At 67.8% G+C, this 13,482-nt stretch carries 11 protein-coding genes; 5 read left to right on the top strand and 6 right to left on the bottom strand.

Going from position 1 to position 13,482, the window contains the following annotated elements; all coding sequences use genetic code 11:
• The first annotated feature begins 40 nt into the window (after positions 1 to 40).
• Positions 41 to 424, top strand: a complete 384-nt coding sequence (locus tag ACZ48X_RS18455) for a hypothetical protein (protein WP_336348293.1) — start codon at positions 41 to 43, stop codon at positions 422 to 424.
• A 52-nt stretch (positions 425 to 476) separates the two neighbouring features.
• Here ACZ48X_RS18455 and ACZ48X_RS18460 read toward each other — a convergent pair whose 3' ends face one another.
• Positions 477 to 1,619, bottom strand: a complete 1,143-nt coding sequence (locus ACZ48X_RS18460; protein ID WP_336348292.1) for an acyl-CoA dehydrogenase family protein — start codon at positions 1,617 to 1,619, stop codon at positions 477 to 479.
• Between the two features lie 245 nt (positions 1,620 to 1,864).
• Here ACZ48X_RS18460 and ACZ48X_RS18465 point away from each other — a divergent pair, with 245 nt between their 5' ends.
• The 3 genes from ACZ48X_RS18465 (at position 1,865) to ACZ48X_RS18475 (ending at position 8,470) form a co-directional block, all read left to right on the top strand.
• Complete coding sequence (locus ACZ48X_RS18465; protein ID WP_336348291.1) at positions 1,865 to 5,824, top strand: DUF4350 domain-containing protein; 3,960 nt, start codon at positions 1,865 to 1,867, stop codon at positions 5,822 to 5,824.
• A 93-nt stretch (positions 5,825 to 5,917) separates the two neighbouring features.
• Positions 5,918 to 6,715: an RIO1 family regulatory kinase/ATPase domain-containing protein gene (locus tag ACZ48X_RS18470; RefSeq protein ID WP_336348290.1), complete on the top strand. Its 798-nt coding sequence runs from the start codon at positions 5,918 to 5,920 to the stop codon at positions 6,713 to 6,715.
• Between the two features lie 234 nt (positions 6,716 to 6,949).
• Positions 6,950 to 8,470 carry an aldehyde dehydrogenase family protein gene (locus ACZ48X_RS18475; RefSeq protein ID WP_336348289.1) on the top strand — a complete coding sequence of 507 codons (1,521 nt, stop codon included), beginning with the start codon at positions 6,950 to 6,952 and terminating at the stop codon, positions 8,468 to 8,470.
• Between the two features lie 117 nt (positions 8,471 to 8,587).
• On the opposite strand, the gene ACZ48X_RS18480 is transcribed toward ACZ48X_RS18475, so the two are convergent.
• The 5 genes from ACZ48X_RS18480 to ACZ48X_RS18500 form a co-directional block, all read right to left on the bottom strand.
• Positions 8,588 to 9,808, bottom strand: a complete 1,221-nt coding sequence (locus ACZ48X_RS18480) for a hypothetical protein (RefSeq protein ID WP_336348288.1) — start codon at positions 9,806 to 9,808, stop codon at positions 8,588 to 8,590.
• 328 nt (positions 9,809 to 10,136) lie between these two features.
• On the bottom strand, positions 10,137 to 10,997 hold the full coding sequence (locus ACZ48X_RS18485; protein WP_336348287.1) for a carbon-nitrogen family hydrolase: 861 nt from the start codon (positions 10,995 to 10,997) through the stop codon (positions 10,137 to 10,139).
• 10 nt (positions 10,998 to 11,007) lie between these two features.
• Positions 11,008 to 11,445: an SRPBCC family protein gene (locus ACZ48X_RS18490; protein ID WP_336348286.1), complete on the bottom strand. Its 438-nt coding sequence runs from the start codon at positions 11,443 to 11,445 to the stop codon at positions 11,008 to 11,010.
• A 6-nt stretch (positions 11,446 to 11,451) separates the two neighbouring features.
• Positions 11,452 to 11,676: a DUF7123 family protein gene (locus ACZ48X_RS18495; protein ID WP_227134887.1), complete on the bottom strand. Its 225-nt coding sequence runs from the start codon at positions 11,674 to 11,676 to the stop codon at positions 11,452 to 11,454.
• A gap of 48 nt (positions 11,677 to 11,724) precedes the next feature.
• Positions 11,725 to 11,973, bottom strand: a complete 249-nt coding sequence (locus tag ACZ48X_RS18500; RefSeq protein ID WP_336348285.1) for a DUF7525 family protein — start codon at positions 11,971 to 11,973, stop codon at positions 11,725 to 11,727.
• A 160-nt stretch (positions 11,974 to 12,133) separates the two neighbouring features.
• Between ACZ48X_RS18500 and ACZ48X_RS18505 the strand changes: the two genes are divergently transcribed.
• Positions 12,134 to 13,372 (top strand): LEA/WHy family protein, encoded by a 1,239-nt coding sequence (locus tag ACZ48X_RS18505; RefSeq protein ID WP_336348284.1) that lies wholly within the window; start codon positions 12,134 to 12,136, stop codon positions 13,370 to 13,372.
• Positions 13,373 to 13,482 lie beyond the last annotated feature (110 nt).

A 13,482-nucleotide genomic window follows, 5' to 3' on the forward strand; every position in this document is an offset into this window, starting at 1 on the left:
TCTGCGTGGATTTATCAGGATTCGGCCGTGACCGTGCAGTATGCCAGCGGACCGCGACGACGACACCGACGCGGGCGACGGACTGAACGCCGCGTGGGGTGGCGGTGGCGGCGACGAGGGTGGTCCACCGCCGCGCGCGGACGAAGCCGCCGCCCAAGCACGGGCGGACGCACCCGACGAGCAGGACGACCCGCCGCTCGTCGACAAGCTCACCGCGGTCCTCGTCGAGCACAAGCGGATATTCACGGGCGCCGTCCTCCTCTACGGGTTCCTCGTCATGCCGTGGCTGTACAGTAACGGCTACGAGGGACTCGGACTGGCAGGCGGCATCGCGATGCTCGGCGGCGTCATCCTCGTCACCGTCGCGAACGCCCAGGCCGCCCGCGAGAACGTCCGCAACACGGACGAGCGTCGTGGATTCTGAGAACACTCGGTAGTACGGACGAACGCCGCGGAGTCTAGGAAGCGTCGCTCGCTTAGAGGCCGAGTTCGCGACCGATGACGAGGTGCTGTATCTCGCTGGTGCCCTCGCCGATCTCCATGAGCTTCGCGTCGCGCATGAACCGCTGCGGCGAGAAGTCCTCCGTGTAGCCGTACCCGCCGAGGACCTGCACGGCCTCCTCCGCGACCTTGCGCGCGGCCTCGCTCGCGTCGAGCTTCGCGAGCGAACTGGACTTCGTGACGGACTCGCCCTGGTCGTACTGCCACGCGGACTTGTGCGTGAGGAGGCGCGCGCGTTCGACCTGGCGCTCCATGTGGACGATCTTGTCGCGGATGGCGTCGAACTTCGAGATGGGCTGGCCGAACTGCTCGCGTTCCTTGCTGTAGGACTTCGCGGCCTCGTACGCGCCCTGTGCGAGCCCCGTGGAGATAGCGGCGATACTGATGCGGCCGCCGTCGAGCGTCTTCATCGTCTGCTTCCAGCCCTCGCCCTCCTTGCCGAGCAGGCGGTCCTCGGGGATGCGGACGTCGTCGAGCTGTATCTCGCACGTCGGCGACGCGTTCAGGCCCATCTTGTCCCAGACGGTCGACACCGAGAAGCCGTCGTCGTTCTCCGGGTCGACGATGAACGTCGAGATGCCGTCGTAGCCAGCGCCCGGGTCGGTGACGGCCTTCACCAGCACCGAGTTGGCGACGTTCGCGTTCGTGATGAACTGCTTCGTGCCGTTCAGGACGTACTCGTCGCCGTCCTTGACCGCCATCGTGTCCATGTCGCTCGCGTCGCTCCCACTGCCGGGTTCGGTGAGCGCCCACGCACCCATGCCCTCGCCGGACGCGAGCGGCTCCAGCCACTCCTCCTTCTGCTCGGGGGTGCCGAACAGGTCCAGGGGCTTCGTGCCCAGCGAGGTATGCGCGACGTACGAGAGCGCGACCGACCCGGAGACGCGACCGAGTTCCTCCGCGACGACCGCGTACATCAGCGTGTCACCACCGAGCCCGCCGTACTCCTCGTCGATGGGAACGCCCATGACGTCCAGGTCGGCGAGCTGGTCGAAGATCTCCTGCGGGAACCGGTGCTCGTCCTCGATGTCCTGGGCGATCGGTTCGATCTCCTCGTCGCAGAACCGCCGTACCTCCTCCTGGATCATCTGGTGCTCGGTCGGCAGGTCGAAGTCCATACGCAAACCTTGCACAGACCGAAAATAAAGGCTTCTACACTCGCCCCCGGCTGGCTCGACGTCGACTCAGACGCGATCCATCGGCGACCCCGGCCGTGACCCGTCGGTGACCTGGTCGCCGCGACCGGGGTCCTTCGGGCCGCCAATCAATGCGAACCGATGCCACAGTATATCTCGGTACAACGAGAGTAAATTTACTGCCCGATTTCGCTTGTTTTATTAGAATGTGTGCGGGGTTACACCGTGTGCAACGACGAAACTTCCTCTCGGGGGTCGCTGGCGCGGGGGTCGCCAGCGGGCTCGGGGTACTGGGCGCAGAACAGGTGCGTGCGGCCGCCGCGACGGTCGACCCGCTCGCGTTCGACTCCACGGCGAGCCTCCTCGACGCGAACGGCGACCCGCTGACCGACGCCTCGCTCGTCCCCGTCTGGGCGGAATCGACCGCGTCGAACACGGACTCCGACGGGAACGGCGACGCGACGACGTACCCGGACGGGACGGACATCCCGCTCGTCGCCGTCGACGAATCGAACGCGGGCGCGGTCGTCGGTATCGGGTGTCCACTCGTCCCGAACGACACGGACTTCAAGGCCGGGAACGAGGAGTTCCTCCTGAACGCGCTCGACGAGACCGTCGGCTCGGGGACCGTCCTCTGGGACGACGGCCACGGCCAGTTCTACCAGCTCGACTCCAGTGGGAACGGCGGGAACGGCCCCGGGTTCAAGCAGTTCGAGACGTACGCGGAACGGAACGGGTACGCGCTCGAGTCGACGACGGACGTCGCCGCCGACCTCTCGGGCGCTGACGCGCTCGTCGTCACGCCACCGAGCGAGGCGTTCACGGACGCCGAGAAGACGGCGCTCGCGGACTTCGTCGCGAACGGCGGGACGCTCCTGCTCGTCTCGCAATCGGACTTCAACGACTTCGACCAGACCGCGAACTCGAACGCGCTCGCCGCGGCCGTCGACGCGGGCTTCCGGTTCAACGACGACCAGGTCGTCGACAGTTCGAACAACAACGGCGCGAACTACGTCCCGAAGACCGCGAACTTCAACACCGCGGACTTCGCGGGCTACTTCGAGAACCGACCGGGCATCGACGAGGCGAACGCGCTCGACCCCTCGAAGACGTACACGGTCGACGTCGTCGGCGTCTCCGACGGGGACACCGTCGACGTCCAGTTCGACGACGGTCGCGTGGAGTCCATCCGCGTGCTCGGCATCGACACCGCCGAGAAGAAGGGTAACGGCCAGTACGAGCGCCCCGAGGAGTGGGAAGGACTCGCGGACCGCGTCGGCCTCACCGACGTCCAGTTCGGCTCCACCTGTAGCCTCCTGAACGCCGACGGCGGCCGCTTGCTCGACGATTCCGTCGTCGCAGTGTGGGCCGAGGAGTCCGCGACGAACAAGGACGCCGACGGGAACGGCGACGCCGTCGACTACGGCGAGCACGGCGACATCCCGCTGCTCGCGATCGACGGGAACGTCGTCGCGGTCGGGTCGCTGCTCGTCGACGACGACACGCTCAAGTACAACTCGGACCTCCACAACGAGGAACTGCTCCTGAACGTCTGGGACCAGCAACTCGGCGGCTCCGGGACCGTCCTCTGGGACGAGACGCACAACCAGTACAACGGCCTCGACGGGTTCTCCACGTTCGCTGACTACGCGGGCTCGAACGGCTACACGGTCGAGTCGACGAGCGACGTCGCGAACGACCTGTCGAGCGCGGACGCGGTCGTCGTCCCGTCGACGAGCGAATCCTACACGGACAGCGAGCTGTCCGCGCTCGCGGACTTCGCGGCGAACGGCGGCTCGGTGTTCCTCCACGACCAGGCTGACTACGACGACTACGACGCCACTCAGGACCTGAACGCGGTCGCCGAGACGCTCGACGCGCCCTTCCGGTTCAACGACGACCAGGTCGTCGACGAGGCCTCGAACACCGGCAAGCCGTTCCGTCCCGTCACGCGGCGATTCAACCCCGCGTTCGACGTGTTCGCGCCGCGCGAGGGCGTCGGCGCGGACCTCGTCGTCGGCGGCGAGGGCGAGCCCGTCTCCCGGCTCGTGTTCGGCGAGGGCGCCGCACCGCTGCTCGACGCGAACGGCGAACCGCTCACCGACGCGTCCTCGGTCGCGGTGTGGGCGGAGTCGCCCGCAACCGTCCAGGACGGTGACGGGAACGGCGACGCCGTCTCCTACCCCGAGGGCACCGACGTCCCGCTGGTCGCGCGCGACGGGAACGTCGTCGGGTTCCCCGCACCCGTCGTGGCCGACGGCTACGACACCGAAGCGGACAACGAGGAGTTCGTCCTGAACGTCTGGAGCGACCTCGTCGGGTCCGGGACCGTCCGCTGGGACGAGAGCCACGGCCAGTTCTACTCGCTCGACAAGTTCAGCGGGTTCGCCGCGTACGCCGAGGACAACGGGTTCGAGCTCGAAGCCGGCTCGTCGATTCCGAGCGACACGAGCGACGCGGACGCGCTCGTCGTCACCTCCCCGGGCGCGTTCAGCGAGGGCGAACTGTCGGCACTCTCCGCGTTCGTCGACGACGGCGGCGCGGTCTTCCTCCACGACCAGGACGACTACAACGACTACGACCAGACCGGGAACCTCAACGCCATCGCGGACGCGCTCGGCCTCGGGTTCCGGTTCGGTGACGCGCAGGTCGTCGACGAGGAGAACAACGCCGGCGCGCCGTTCGCGCCCGCGACCACGAACCTGAACGCGAGCGGGTTCGGCGCGTGGTTCGCGAAGCGCCAGGGCGTCGACGACGTCGAGGAGTTCTGGGACGCCGACTATCCCTACCTCGCGTACCACGCCGAGCTCGCGACGCAGTTCGCGAAGGACGCGCTCGCCGGGGAGACCGTCGACATCTCGTTCGACCCCGCCGGGAGCGAGTTCAACGGCGGCGTCAAGGACCCGTTCGGTCGCGTGCTCGCGTACATCGAGTACGACGACGGCTCCGGGAGCCGCGACACGCTCTACAACGAGCAACTCGTCGAAGAGGGGTACGCGCGCTCGTACGCGTCCAGCCTCTCGAAGCTCGAGGACTTCCAGGCGGCCGAGTACGCGGCACGCGACGCCTCGAAGGGCATCTGGGCGAACAGCAACCCGAACCTCACGCCGACGATCCGGAACGACGGCGTCGAGGAGGTGTACGTCCCGAAGGCGACTCGCGTCGAGACGACGCGCGGCCGCCTGAACGGACCGTTCGCGCCGATCCGCGCGAGCCGCGACGCGTCCGCCTCGCGCGCACCGCTCGTCGGCGTCGACCCGAACCACAACCTCGCGGTGCTCGGCGGGCTCGTGCTCGACGAGGGCTACGAGAAAGCCGAAGGGTTCGACGAGGACACGAGCGCGTACGACAACTTCGCGTTCGTCGCGAACCTCATGGACGGCCTCAGCGACCGCGCGGAGGGCCGCGTGCTCGTCGAAGGCGGGCACGGCCAGTTCAACGCGAGCGCCGGCCTGTCCGCGGAGGACGTCGCGTACTTCCAGCGATACCTGGAAGGGTTCGACGTCGACCTCGCGGGCGTCAACGACGTCACCAGTGACGCGCTCGACGACGCACGCGCCATCCTCGTCTCCACGCCACTCGCCGAGTTCACCGACGCGGAACTCGAAGCGCTGTACGCGTTCGCCGCCGACGGCGGCGCCGTCGTCCTCGCCTCGGGCGCGAACGCCTCCAGTGAGGCTCGCGACCGCCTGAACGCCATCGCGAACGCGTTCGGGAGCCCGCTCCGATTCTCCGACACTGCCGTCACCGACGCCGCGAACAACCTCGCGGGCGACGAGACGCTCCCGACGACGACGAACTTCGGTCCCGACCCGTGGGGGCTCCGCGAGCCGTTCCACGCGAACGGCGACATGGGCTGCGGGCGCGTCACCACGGCCGACAGCGTGAGCGGCGAACTCGCCGGCTGGTACGACGACGACTCGTTCACGTACACGACCGACCTGAGCGACCCCTGCCAGGTCGAGATCGCGCTCGACGGCCCGAGCGACGCCGACTTCGACCTCTACGTCACGCGCTCCGGGCACCGACCCACGACCGTGCGTTACGACGCGGCCGGGACGAGCGAATCCAGCACCGAGACCGTCGTCGTCGACGCCGTCACGCCCGACGACGAACTCGGCATCCTCGTCGACGCCTACAGCGGGAGCGGCGAGTACACGCTCACCGTCACCGAGTCCGGCGCCTGACGCCGGCTTCCGCGCCCGTTCCTCGAACGGTCGTTCCGCGGTAACGCGCGGCCGCGGCGAGAGAGTTTTCACCCCCGGGAACGACGTTCGACCGTGGCCATCCGCGAGTTCCTCAGGGGGACCGTCGACTGGACGCGACTCGAATCAGTCGCGCGAGCGGTCGCCGAACGGAACGACCGCGACGGCGTCCGCGTCGAGTTCCTCGACGCCGACAACTGGCTGTCGACGCCGATGGTCGTCGACGACGAGTGGTTCGTGAAGGTCGTCACTCCGCAGAACTCGGTGGTGCACGCGCTGTTCACCGCCGGCCGGAACCTCGGCGCGTTCAGCGCCGGCACCGAGGGGTTCTTCGACCACGTCGGCACGCCGCTCGCGCTCGCCGAACGCGAACTCGAAGCCGTCAGCCGCATGCACGCCGTCGGCCTGAACGTCCCGCGGCCAGTGGACGCGTTCGAGGTGGACGGCCTCGGCGTCCTCGTCCTCGAGTACCTCCCCGACTTCCGGACGTTCGACGACCTCAGCGACGCCGAGGCGCGCTCGCACGCCACGGACCTGTTCGCGCTCCTCGCGCGGATGCACGACCAGCGCATCGCGCACGGCGACGTCCGCGGCGAGAACGTCCTCCTCCAGGACGACGAACTGTACGTCATCGACGCGACGACCGTCCGCGACGAAGGGTTCGTCGGTGCGCGCTCGTACGACCTCGCGTGCGCACTCGCCGAGCTCGCCCCCCGAATTGGCGCACGGGACGCCGTCGCTGCGGCGACCAGCGCCTACAGCGTCAGCGACGTCCTCGCCGCTCGCGAGTTCCTCGACTTCGTCGCGCTCCGCCCCGACCACGACTTCGACGCGAACGCGCTCAAAGGCGAGATAGAGAAGGCAGCGACGTGACCCCGGACGCCGTACATAAACGTATCCCCCAGCGTCCCCCCCACAGGGAGTCGAACCCGAGCACCTGCCGGCGGAACGAGACGCGCTAGCTCCTCACATACCACCGCGTCGCGCCCCGACGCCCACGGTCTCGCACCCGAACCGCACCCGACCATAGGCGGCAGAACTCGCGCCAACCCGTCGATGGAAGGGGTGGCTTTTTGAAGGCGTCCCGCGAAAATTTTGCCGAACACGATGACCGACACCTTCCAGCACTACATCGACGGCGAGTGGACCAGCGGCTCCGGCGACGAGACGTTCACGAGCGAGAACCCCGCGACCGGGGAGACGCTCGGCGAGTTCCACCGCGGCACACCCGAGGACGTACAGCGAGCGCTCGACGCCGCCGAAGACGCCTTCGAGGAGTGGCGCGACCTCTCGCACATCGACCGCGCGGAGTACCTCTGGGACGTCTACCACGAGCTCAAGGACCGACACCAGGAGCTCGGCGAGATCGTCACCAAAGAGTGCGGGAAGGAGATCAGCGAAGGGAAAGCCGACGTCACCGAGGCGTGGCACATGGTCGAGTGGGCTGCCGGGAACGCCCGCCACCCCCACGGCGACATCATCCCGAGCGAGATCGCGAGCAAGGACGCGTACATGCGGCGCAAGCCCAACGGCGTCGTCGGCTGCATCACGCCGTGGAACTTCCCGGTCGCCATCCCGTTCTGGCACATGGCCATCGCGCTCGTCGAAGGGAACACGGTCGTCTGGAAGCCCGCCGAGCAGACGCCGTGGTGCGGACAGATCATCGCGGAGATGCTCGAGGACGCCGGCGTTCCGGAAGGCGTCTTCAACATGGTGCAGGGCTTCGGTGACGCCGGGAACGAGATCGTCGAGAACGACATCACCGACACCGTCCTCTTCACGGGCAGCGCCGAGGTCGGCCACGAGATCTCCTCGAAGGTCGGCGGGATGCCCGGGAAGAACCGCGCGTGCGAGATGGGCGGGAAGAACGGTATCGTCGTCACGGAGAAGGCGGACCTCGACACCGCCGTGCACTCCGCGGTGATGTCCTCGTTCAAGACGACCGGCCAGCGCTGCGTCTCCAGCGAGCGCCTCATCGTCCACGAGGACGTCTACGACGAGTTCAAGGAGCGCTACGTCGACATCGCGCAGGACGTCGCGGTCGGCGACCCGCTCGACGAGAACACGTTCATGGGGCCCGCCATCGAGGAAGAGCACGTCGAGAAGATCGCGCGCCACAACGAGATGGCGCGCAAGGAGGGCGCGAACGTCCTCGTCGACCGCTTCGACCTCGACGACGACGAGATCCCCGAGGGCCACGAGGACGGCAACTGGGTCGGCCCGTTCGTCTACGAGATCGAGTACGACACCGACCTCCGCTGCCTCAAGGAGGAGTGCTTCGGGCCGCACGTCGCGCTCGTCAAGTACAGCGGCGACATCGAGGACGCCGTCGAGATCCACAACGACGTCCCGTACGGACTCGCTGGCGCCATCATCAGCGAGGACTACCGCCAGATCAACTACTACCGCGACAAGGCCGAGGTCGGCCTCGCGTACGGCAACCTCCCCTGTATCGGTGCGGAGGTCCAGCTGCCGTTCGGCGGCATGAAGAAGTCCGGGAAGGGCGCCCCGTCGGCGCGCGAAGCCATCGAAGCCGTCACCGAGCGCACCGCGTGGACGCTCAACAACTCGAAGGACATCGAGATGGCACAGGGCCTCTCCGCGGACATCAAGACCGAAGACGACTAAGCGCAGTCCGGTAGCGGTTCTTTCTCTTCGTTCTCGTTCGTCGAGAAGCGACGTCTCGGTGTTCGGGGCCGGGTGCAGATTGCCAGGTGCACACGAGCCAGTCCGCCGGGAGTCGGGTCAGTAGAGCGTTCCGTCGCCGGTGAGTGGTCCGTGGAAGAGGTCCTCGACGACGCGCTCGATGGAGCCGACGGGCATCGACGGCGGGTCGACGTTCGTCGCCCGGTAGTCCTCGAAGCGAATCCGCGCGAAGACGGTTCCGTTCGCGTTCCGGTCGGTAACGGCGACGACCCGGCCAGTTTTCGTGTCGATCCTGACCGTTCGCGTCCCGTTCAGGGTCGTCCCAGGGTTGTGCCACGTTCCACCCGCCGCCTCGTACGCGATCTCGACGTAGCCCTCGCCTCGGTCGGTGACCGACGCCGGTGCATCCAGCGCGACAGGGGTATAATGCGGGAACAGCACGCTCACCTCGTCGCGCCGCGTCACCGCTGCAGCCGTCGGTGGCGTCGTCTCGTTCCCCGGCCAGTACCAGTGTCCGTCGACGGTGACGAGGTTCGTCTGGTACGTGCCGGAAAAGCGCGTCGTGAACAGGAGCACGTCGCGTTGCATGTCGTGGCGGAGCACGAGTCGGTCGTCCATGCGCGATGGTGTGTCCGCGCCATCGGCAGGCACCGTCCAGACGACGGTGTGGGACACCGAGCGGGTGCGGGCCTGCGCTTGCTCGACCTGGGCTTCGGCGGCGGCAGCGGGGCCGGCGTACGCAGGCGCGTCGCCGACGTCGGCCGTGGTCGGGTCTGCGTACTGGACGCCAGCGGCGCCTCCCACACCGGCAGCGAGGACTGCGAACGCGACGACGAGCGCTCGCGTGCTCGGTGAACGACGGAGCCACGCGCGGTCGACGGCTTCGAGGCGGCGTGGGAGCGAAGGCATCCGCGACGGCTCCGATGCGACACCGTAGCCGAGCGCGGCCGTGATCGGGGAGAGCACGAGCGCGACGCAGCCGAGGAGCATCGACCCCACGAGGACGTTCGGGCCGAAGTCGACGCCCCGGCCGAGGACGATAGTCTCGACCAGCCAGTACGCGAACGAGAAAACGGGCAGTCCGGCTATCGCGGCGACGAGCGTCGCGAGGGGGGCCGCGACTGCACCGCGGCGTGGCGTCGACGAGTCGTCGACGAGCAGCAGGAAGACGACCGTGCTCGGCGCGCCGCCGAGCGCGCCGAAGAACAACCCACCGAGGACGAAGGTCGACCAGGAGAACTCCACGAGGAGCAATGGTGCCGGCCACACGCTGGACAGGACGAAGAACCCGAGCGGGAGCGTGGCCTGACGGACGCGCATGGCCACTCGTTCAGCGGTTACGACAGTGAACCTATCGGCTGGCGACGAGGAACGTCGTCACTTCGAGTGGTGAGGACGAGAGATGCGACACCTCGAATAGGCTCCCGGGTAGCCCCGAGGTGCCGCAGTTGGGCGCGGGCGTAGGTGCGACGGGCGTTGTGTGCCGGAATAGACGTGAAAAGCGTCTGCGTCCGGCAACAGGGACTACTGCCGCATGCCTTATAAATGGTTGGTTCCACGACAACGTTCGCGACGCCATCGCATGCGTCGGTATGGCACGATTACGGCGGGGTCGTGGCGCCCGGTTCCGTCGTCGGCCGCTCGGGCGTCAGAGCCGGCGGTCGTCGAGCGCCGGGAAGTCCTCGCGGACGTCGGCGACGCGCTCGGGGTCGAGGTCCGCGTACACGGTCGTCTCGTGGTCGTCCGTCGTCGCCACCGGCGTCCCCCACGGGTCGTACACCGTGGAGCGCCCGACGAGGTCCGTCCCGCCGACCGTGCCCGCGCCGTTGATCGTCGCGACGTAACTCAGGTTCTCGACGGCGCGCGTCGACGGGAGCGTCTTCCAGTGCTCGACGCGCGGGTACGGCCACGCCGACGGCACCAGCACGAGGTCCGCGCCCGCGTCCAGGTACTCCCGGTAGAGTTCGGGGAACCGGAGGTCGTAGCACGTCGACACCGCCAGCGAGAACCCACCGACGTCCACCGTCGGCCGTCGCTCCCCCGGAACGAGCAACTCCGCCTCCGCGGAATCGTACCCGAACAGGTGGTGCTTTCGGTACACGAGCTCGCGTTCGCCGTCGGGCGAGTACACGACCGCCGTGTTCGCCAAGCCCTCCGCCGCAGGTACCGGCACGTCCACGTCGCTCGCCGCCGTCGCCGCCAGGTCCTCCATCATCGTCCCCGCGAGCACCCACACGTCGTGCTCGCGCGCCGCCGCCGCGAACCGCTGGAATCGCTCGCCGTCCAACCCGATAGCGTGGCGCGCGTACGAATCGAACGCGAAGTACCCGACGTCGAACAGCTCCGGGAACGCCACGAGGTCCGCACCAGCCGCCACCGCAGCGTCCAGTTCCGAGAGCGCACGCTCGACGTTCGCAGCAACCTTCCCCGCGTCAGGACTGAACTGGACGAGCGCAACGCGAAGGGGGTCGCCGCGTGTGCCCGCGCCGCCGCCGGCAGTCGACGTCATGCTGACCGCCTCATGCTGGGAGCCCGAGGTCCGCGCGCAATGCAGCCTCGAGGTTGTCGAGCTCCCCGTCGAGATTCTTCTTGAAGTACCGCTCCACGCCCGGGAGCTTCCCCTCCACGCGGAACCGGTTCACGAGCTCGCAGCCGTCCTCGGTCGGCACCACCTCGTGCTCGCCGACCACGCGCATCACCTTCGAGCGCCCCACGAACTTCACGTACTCGCCGTCGCGACGCTCCACGTCGCGCGTCTCCACCGCCGCCGTCCGCGAAATAACCGGAATCGGGAGGCTCACGTGCCACGTCGCTTTGTCGCCGCGATCGTCCGCATCGATGTCGTAGGACTCGACGACGCTGATCGCTTCCGCTCGCTTCGCCGGTTCGGAGATGAACGCCCAGACGTCCTCAGGCGGCGCTTTGAACGCGAACGTCCGCTCGACGGTCACAGTCATCGAGAACTAACTCACCGTGACCTTCCACGTCGTCGAGCGAGCACGCCCCCACTTCTCGATGTCGACCTCCTCGGACTTCTCGTCCAGGTTCGGGAGTCGAACGCCCACCTGTTTCGAAGAGAGCCCCAGCGCGTCCCCGATGTTCTTCGAGCGGAAGTACTGCTGTCCGCGCGAGACGCTATCGCGGAGGTACGCGAGAATGCGCTGTTCCTCTTCGGAATACTCACTCATCGATATGCCGGAGGTACGTGACTTAGCGTATTAACGGTTTCCCGGTCGTCAGGCGTCGTACACCTGAACCGCGACGACCGCCAGGACCGCGAACGCCATCGCGAGCGCGAACCCTATCGAGGCGTTGACCTCCATCGCCGCGGTCGTCGCCTCCGGGACGTCGATACCGCCGCGCAGCGACCCCGTCGCGACGAAGCCCGCGGCCGCCATGACGACGGCGCCGAGCACCGCGCCAGCGCCGAACAGCATCGTGAACCCCACGCCCTTGTCCGACCCACCGGTGTCCGTAGCAGTCATACTCGCTCGTATCCACGCGGCTGACTTAGTACCACCGTCTCCGGTCAGCGACCGCGACCCGACGGACCGACCGGCGTGCTTCGTGGGCGCTGCCGGACTGTAGCCCCCAAATCGTCTTGCGACAAGACCTTTAGCGTTCGACGATTGAACCGGGAACAAGATGGGTGCCGACTCCGCAGGAGACGGTGGTACAGGTTCGTCGGTCGTCGCGACACTGAGGTCGCTGTTCCTCGGGAGTCTCTTCCGAATCGTGGGAACGGGCGTGCTCGCGGTCGTCGTCGCCGTCGGCGTCGCGTTCGCCGCGGGATTCCTGGGCGTCCCCGCGGTGAACGAGTTCCAGAACGAGTTCACTGGCGTGAACGACGAGACGACGACGATCGGGTCGACGATCGAGGTGACGAACCCGAACCCGATCGGGGCGAGCTTCCTCGGCGTCTCCGGCGAGTACGCCATCGCGATGAACGACCTCCGCATGGCGAACGGGTCGACGGGCGCCATCGCGATGCCGCCCGGGAACTCGACGATCGACCTCGATACGTCCCTCGACAACGACCGCATCCCCGACTGGTGGGTGAGTCACGTCCGGAACGACGAGCAGACGACCGTGAACGTGAACGCCACCGTGGAATCGGACTTCCTCGGTCGGTCCGTCCCGGTCACGCAGACCCGTAGCATCGAGACGGACATGCTCTCGTCGTTCAACTCCACGGAGACGCGCCCGGTGAACTCGAGCAGTCCGCTCGTGAGCGACCCGGTCCTGTACGTGAACGAGACGCGCGCGCAGTGGGGAGAGGTCACGAGCGAGCGGACGGGTATCGTCGTCGACTTCTACATCTACAACCCGAAGGACTACGCGATACCGGTCTCGAAGCTGAACTACACTATCGAGATGAACGACGTGCGCGTCGGCGCGGGCGAGAACACCGACGAGAAGATACTGGAGCCGAACTCGCTCACGCAGGTGCGGACGGTGACGTACATCCAGAACGAGAACCTCGACGACTGGTGGGTGACTCACGTCGAGCGCAACCAGCGCACCGACGTCGTCATCGACTTCGCGGCGAGCGTCGAGGTCGCCGGCACCGAACTCGACATCCCGCTCCAGGGGATGACGCACCGCGAGACCATCGAGACGGACGTGTTCGGGACGAAGGACGACACCGCACCGGGGAACGAGGCCGCAGACGAGACCGGAAGCGACGACGGCGGTGACGAGGCCGGTGACGGCGACGACGGCACGACGACCGGCGAGGATACGACGACCGGCGAGGACACGACGACTGGCGAGGATACCACGACCGACGACGGCGGGTCGACGTCGAACGGCGACGACAGTACGACGACCGACGACGGCGGCGTCCTGCCCGCACTCGACCCGCAGTACGCTCGCCTCGGTTGACCCGCGGGCGAAGCGACTCGCGGCCGAAGCGGCGCGGGTCGACGCGCCGGACCCGGCGACCCGTCGGCGGAAGTGTTTTGACGGTGGCGGCGTACCCGTAGCGTATGGAA

Source organism: Halorubellus litoreus (assembly GCF_055378595.1).

Excerpts from the sequence above, each read along its gene's own strand:
- ACZ48X_RS18480 (WP_336348288.1), bottom strand. The coding sequence starts at position 9,808 with ATGCGCGTCCGTCAGGCCACGCTCCCGCTCGGGTTCTTCGTCCTGTCC.
- ACZ48X_RS18455 (WP_336348293.1), top strand. The coding sequence starts at position 41 with ATGCCAGCGGACCGCGACGACGACACCGACGCGGGCGACGGACTGAAC.
- ACZ48X_RS18475 (WP_336348289.1), top strand. The coding sequence starts at position 6,950 with ATGACCGACACCTTCCAGCACTACATCGACGGCGAGTGGACCAGCGGC.
- ACZ48X_RS18495 (WP_227134887.1), bottom strand. The coding sequence starts at position 11,676 with ATGAGTGAGTATTCCGAAGAGGAACAGCGCATTCTCGCGTACCTCCGC.
- ACZ48X_RS18490 (WP_336348286.1), bottom strand. The coding sequence starts at position 11,445 with ATGACTGTGACCGTCGAGCGGACGTTCGCGTTCAAAGCGCCGCCTGAG.
- ACZ48X_RS18505 (WP_336348284.1), top strand. The coding sequence starts at position 12,134 with ATGGGTGCCGACTCCGCAGGAGACGGTGGTACAGGTTCGTCGGTCGTC.
- ACZ48X_RS18485 (WP_336348287.1), bottom strand. The coding sequence starts at position 10,997 with ATGACGTCGACTGCCGGCGGCGGCGCGGGCACACGCGGCGACCCCCTT.
- ACZ48X_RS18500 (WP_336348285.1), bottom strand. The coding sequence starts at position 11,973 with ATGACTGCTACGGACACCGGTGGGTCGGACAAGGGCGTGGGGTTCACG.
- ACZ48X_RS18460 (WP_336348292.1), bottom strand. The coding sequence starts at position 1,619 with ATGGACTTCGACCTGCCGACCGAGCACCAGATGATCCAGGAGGAGGTA.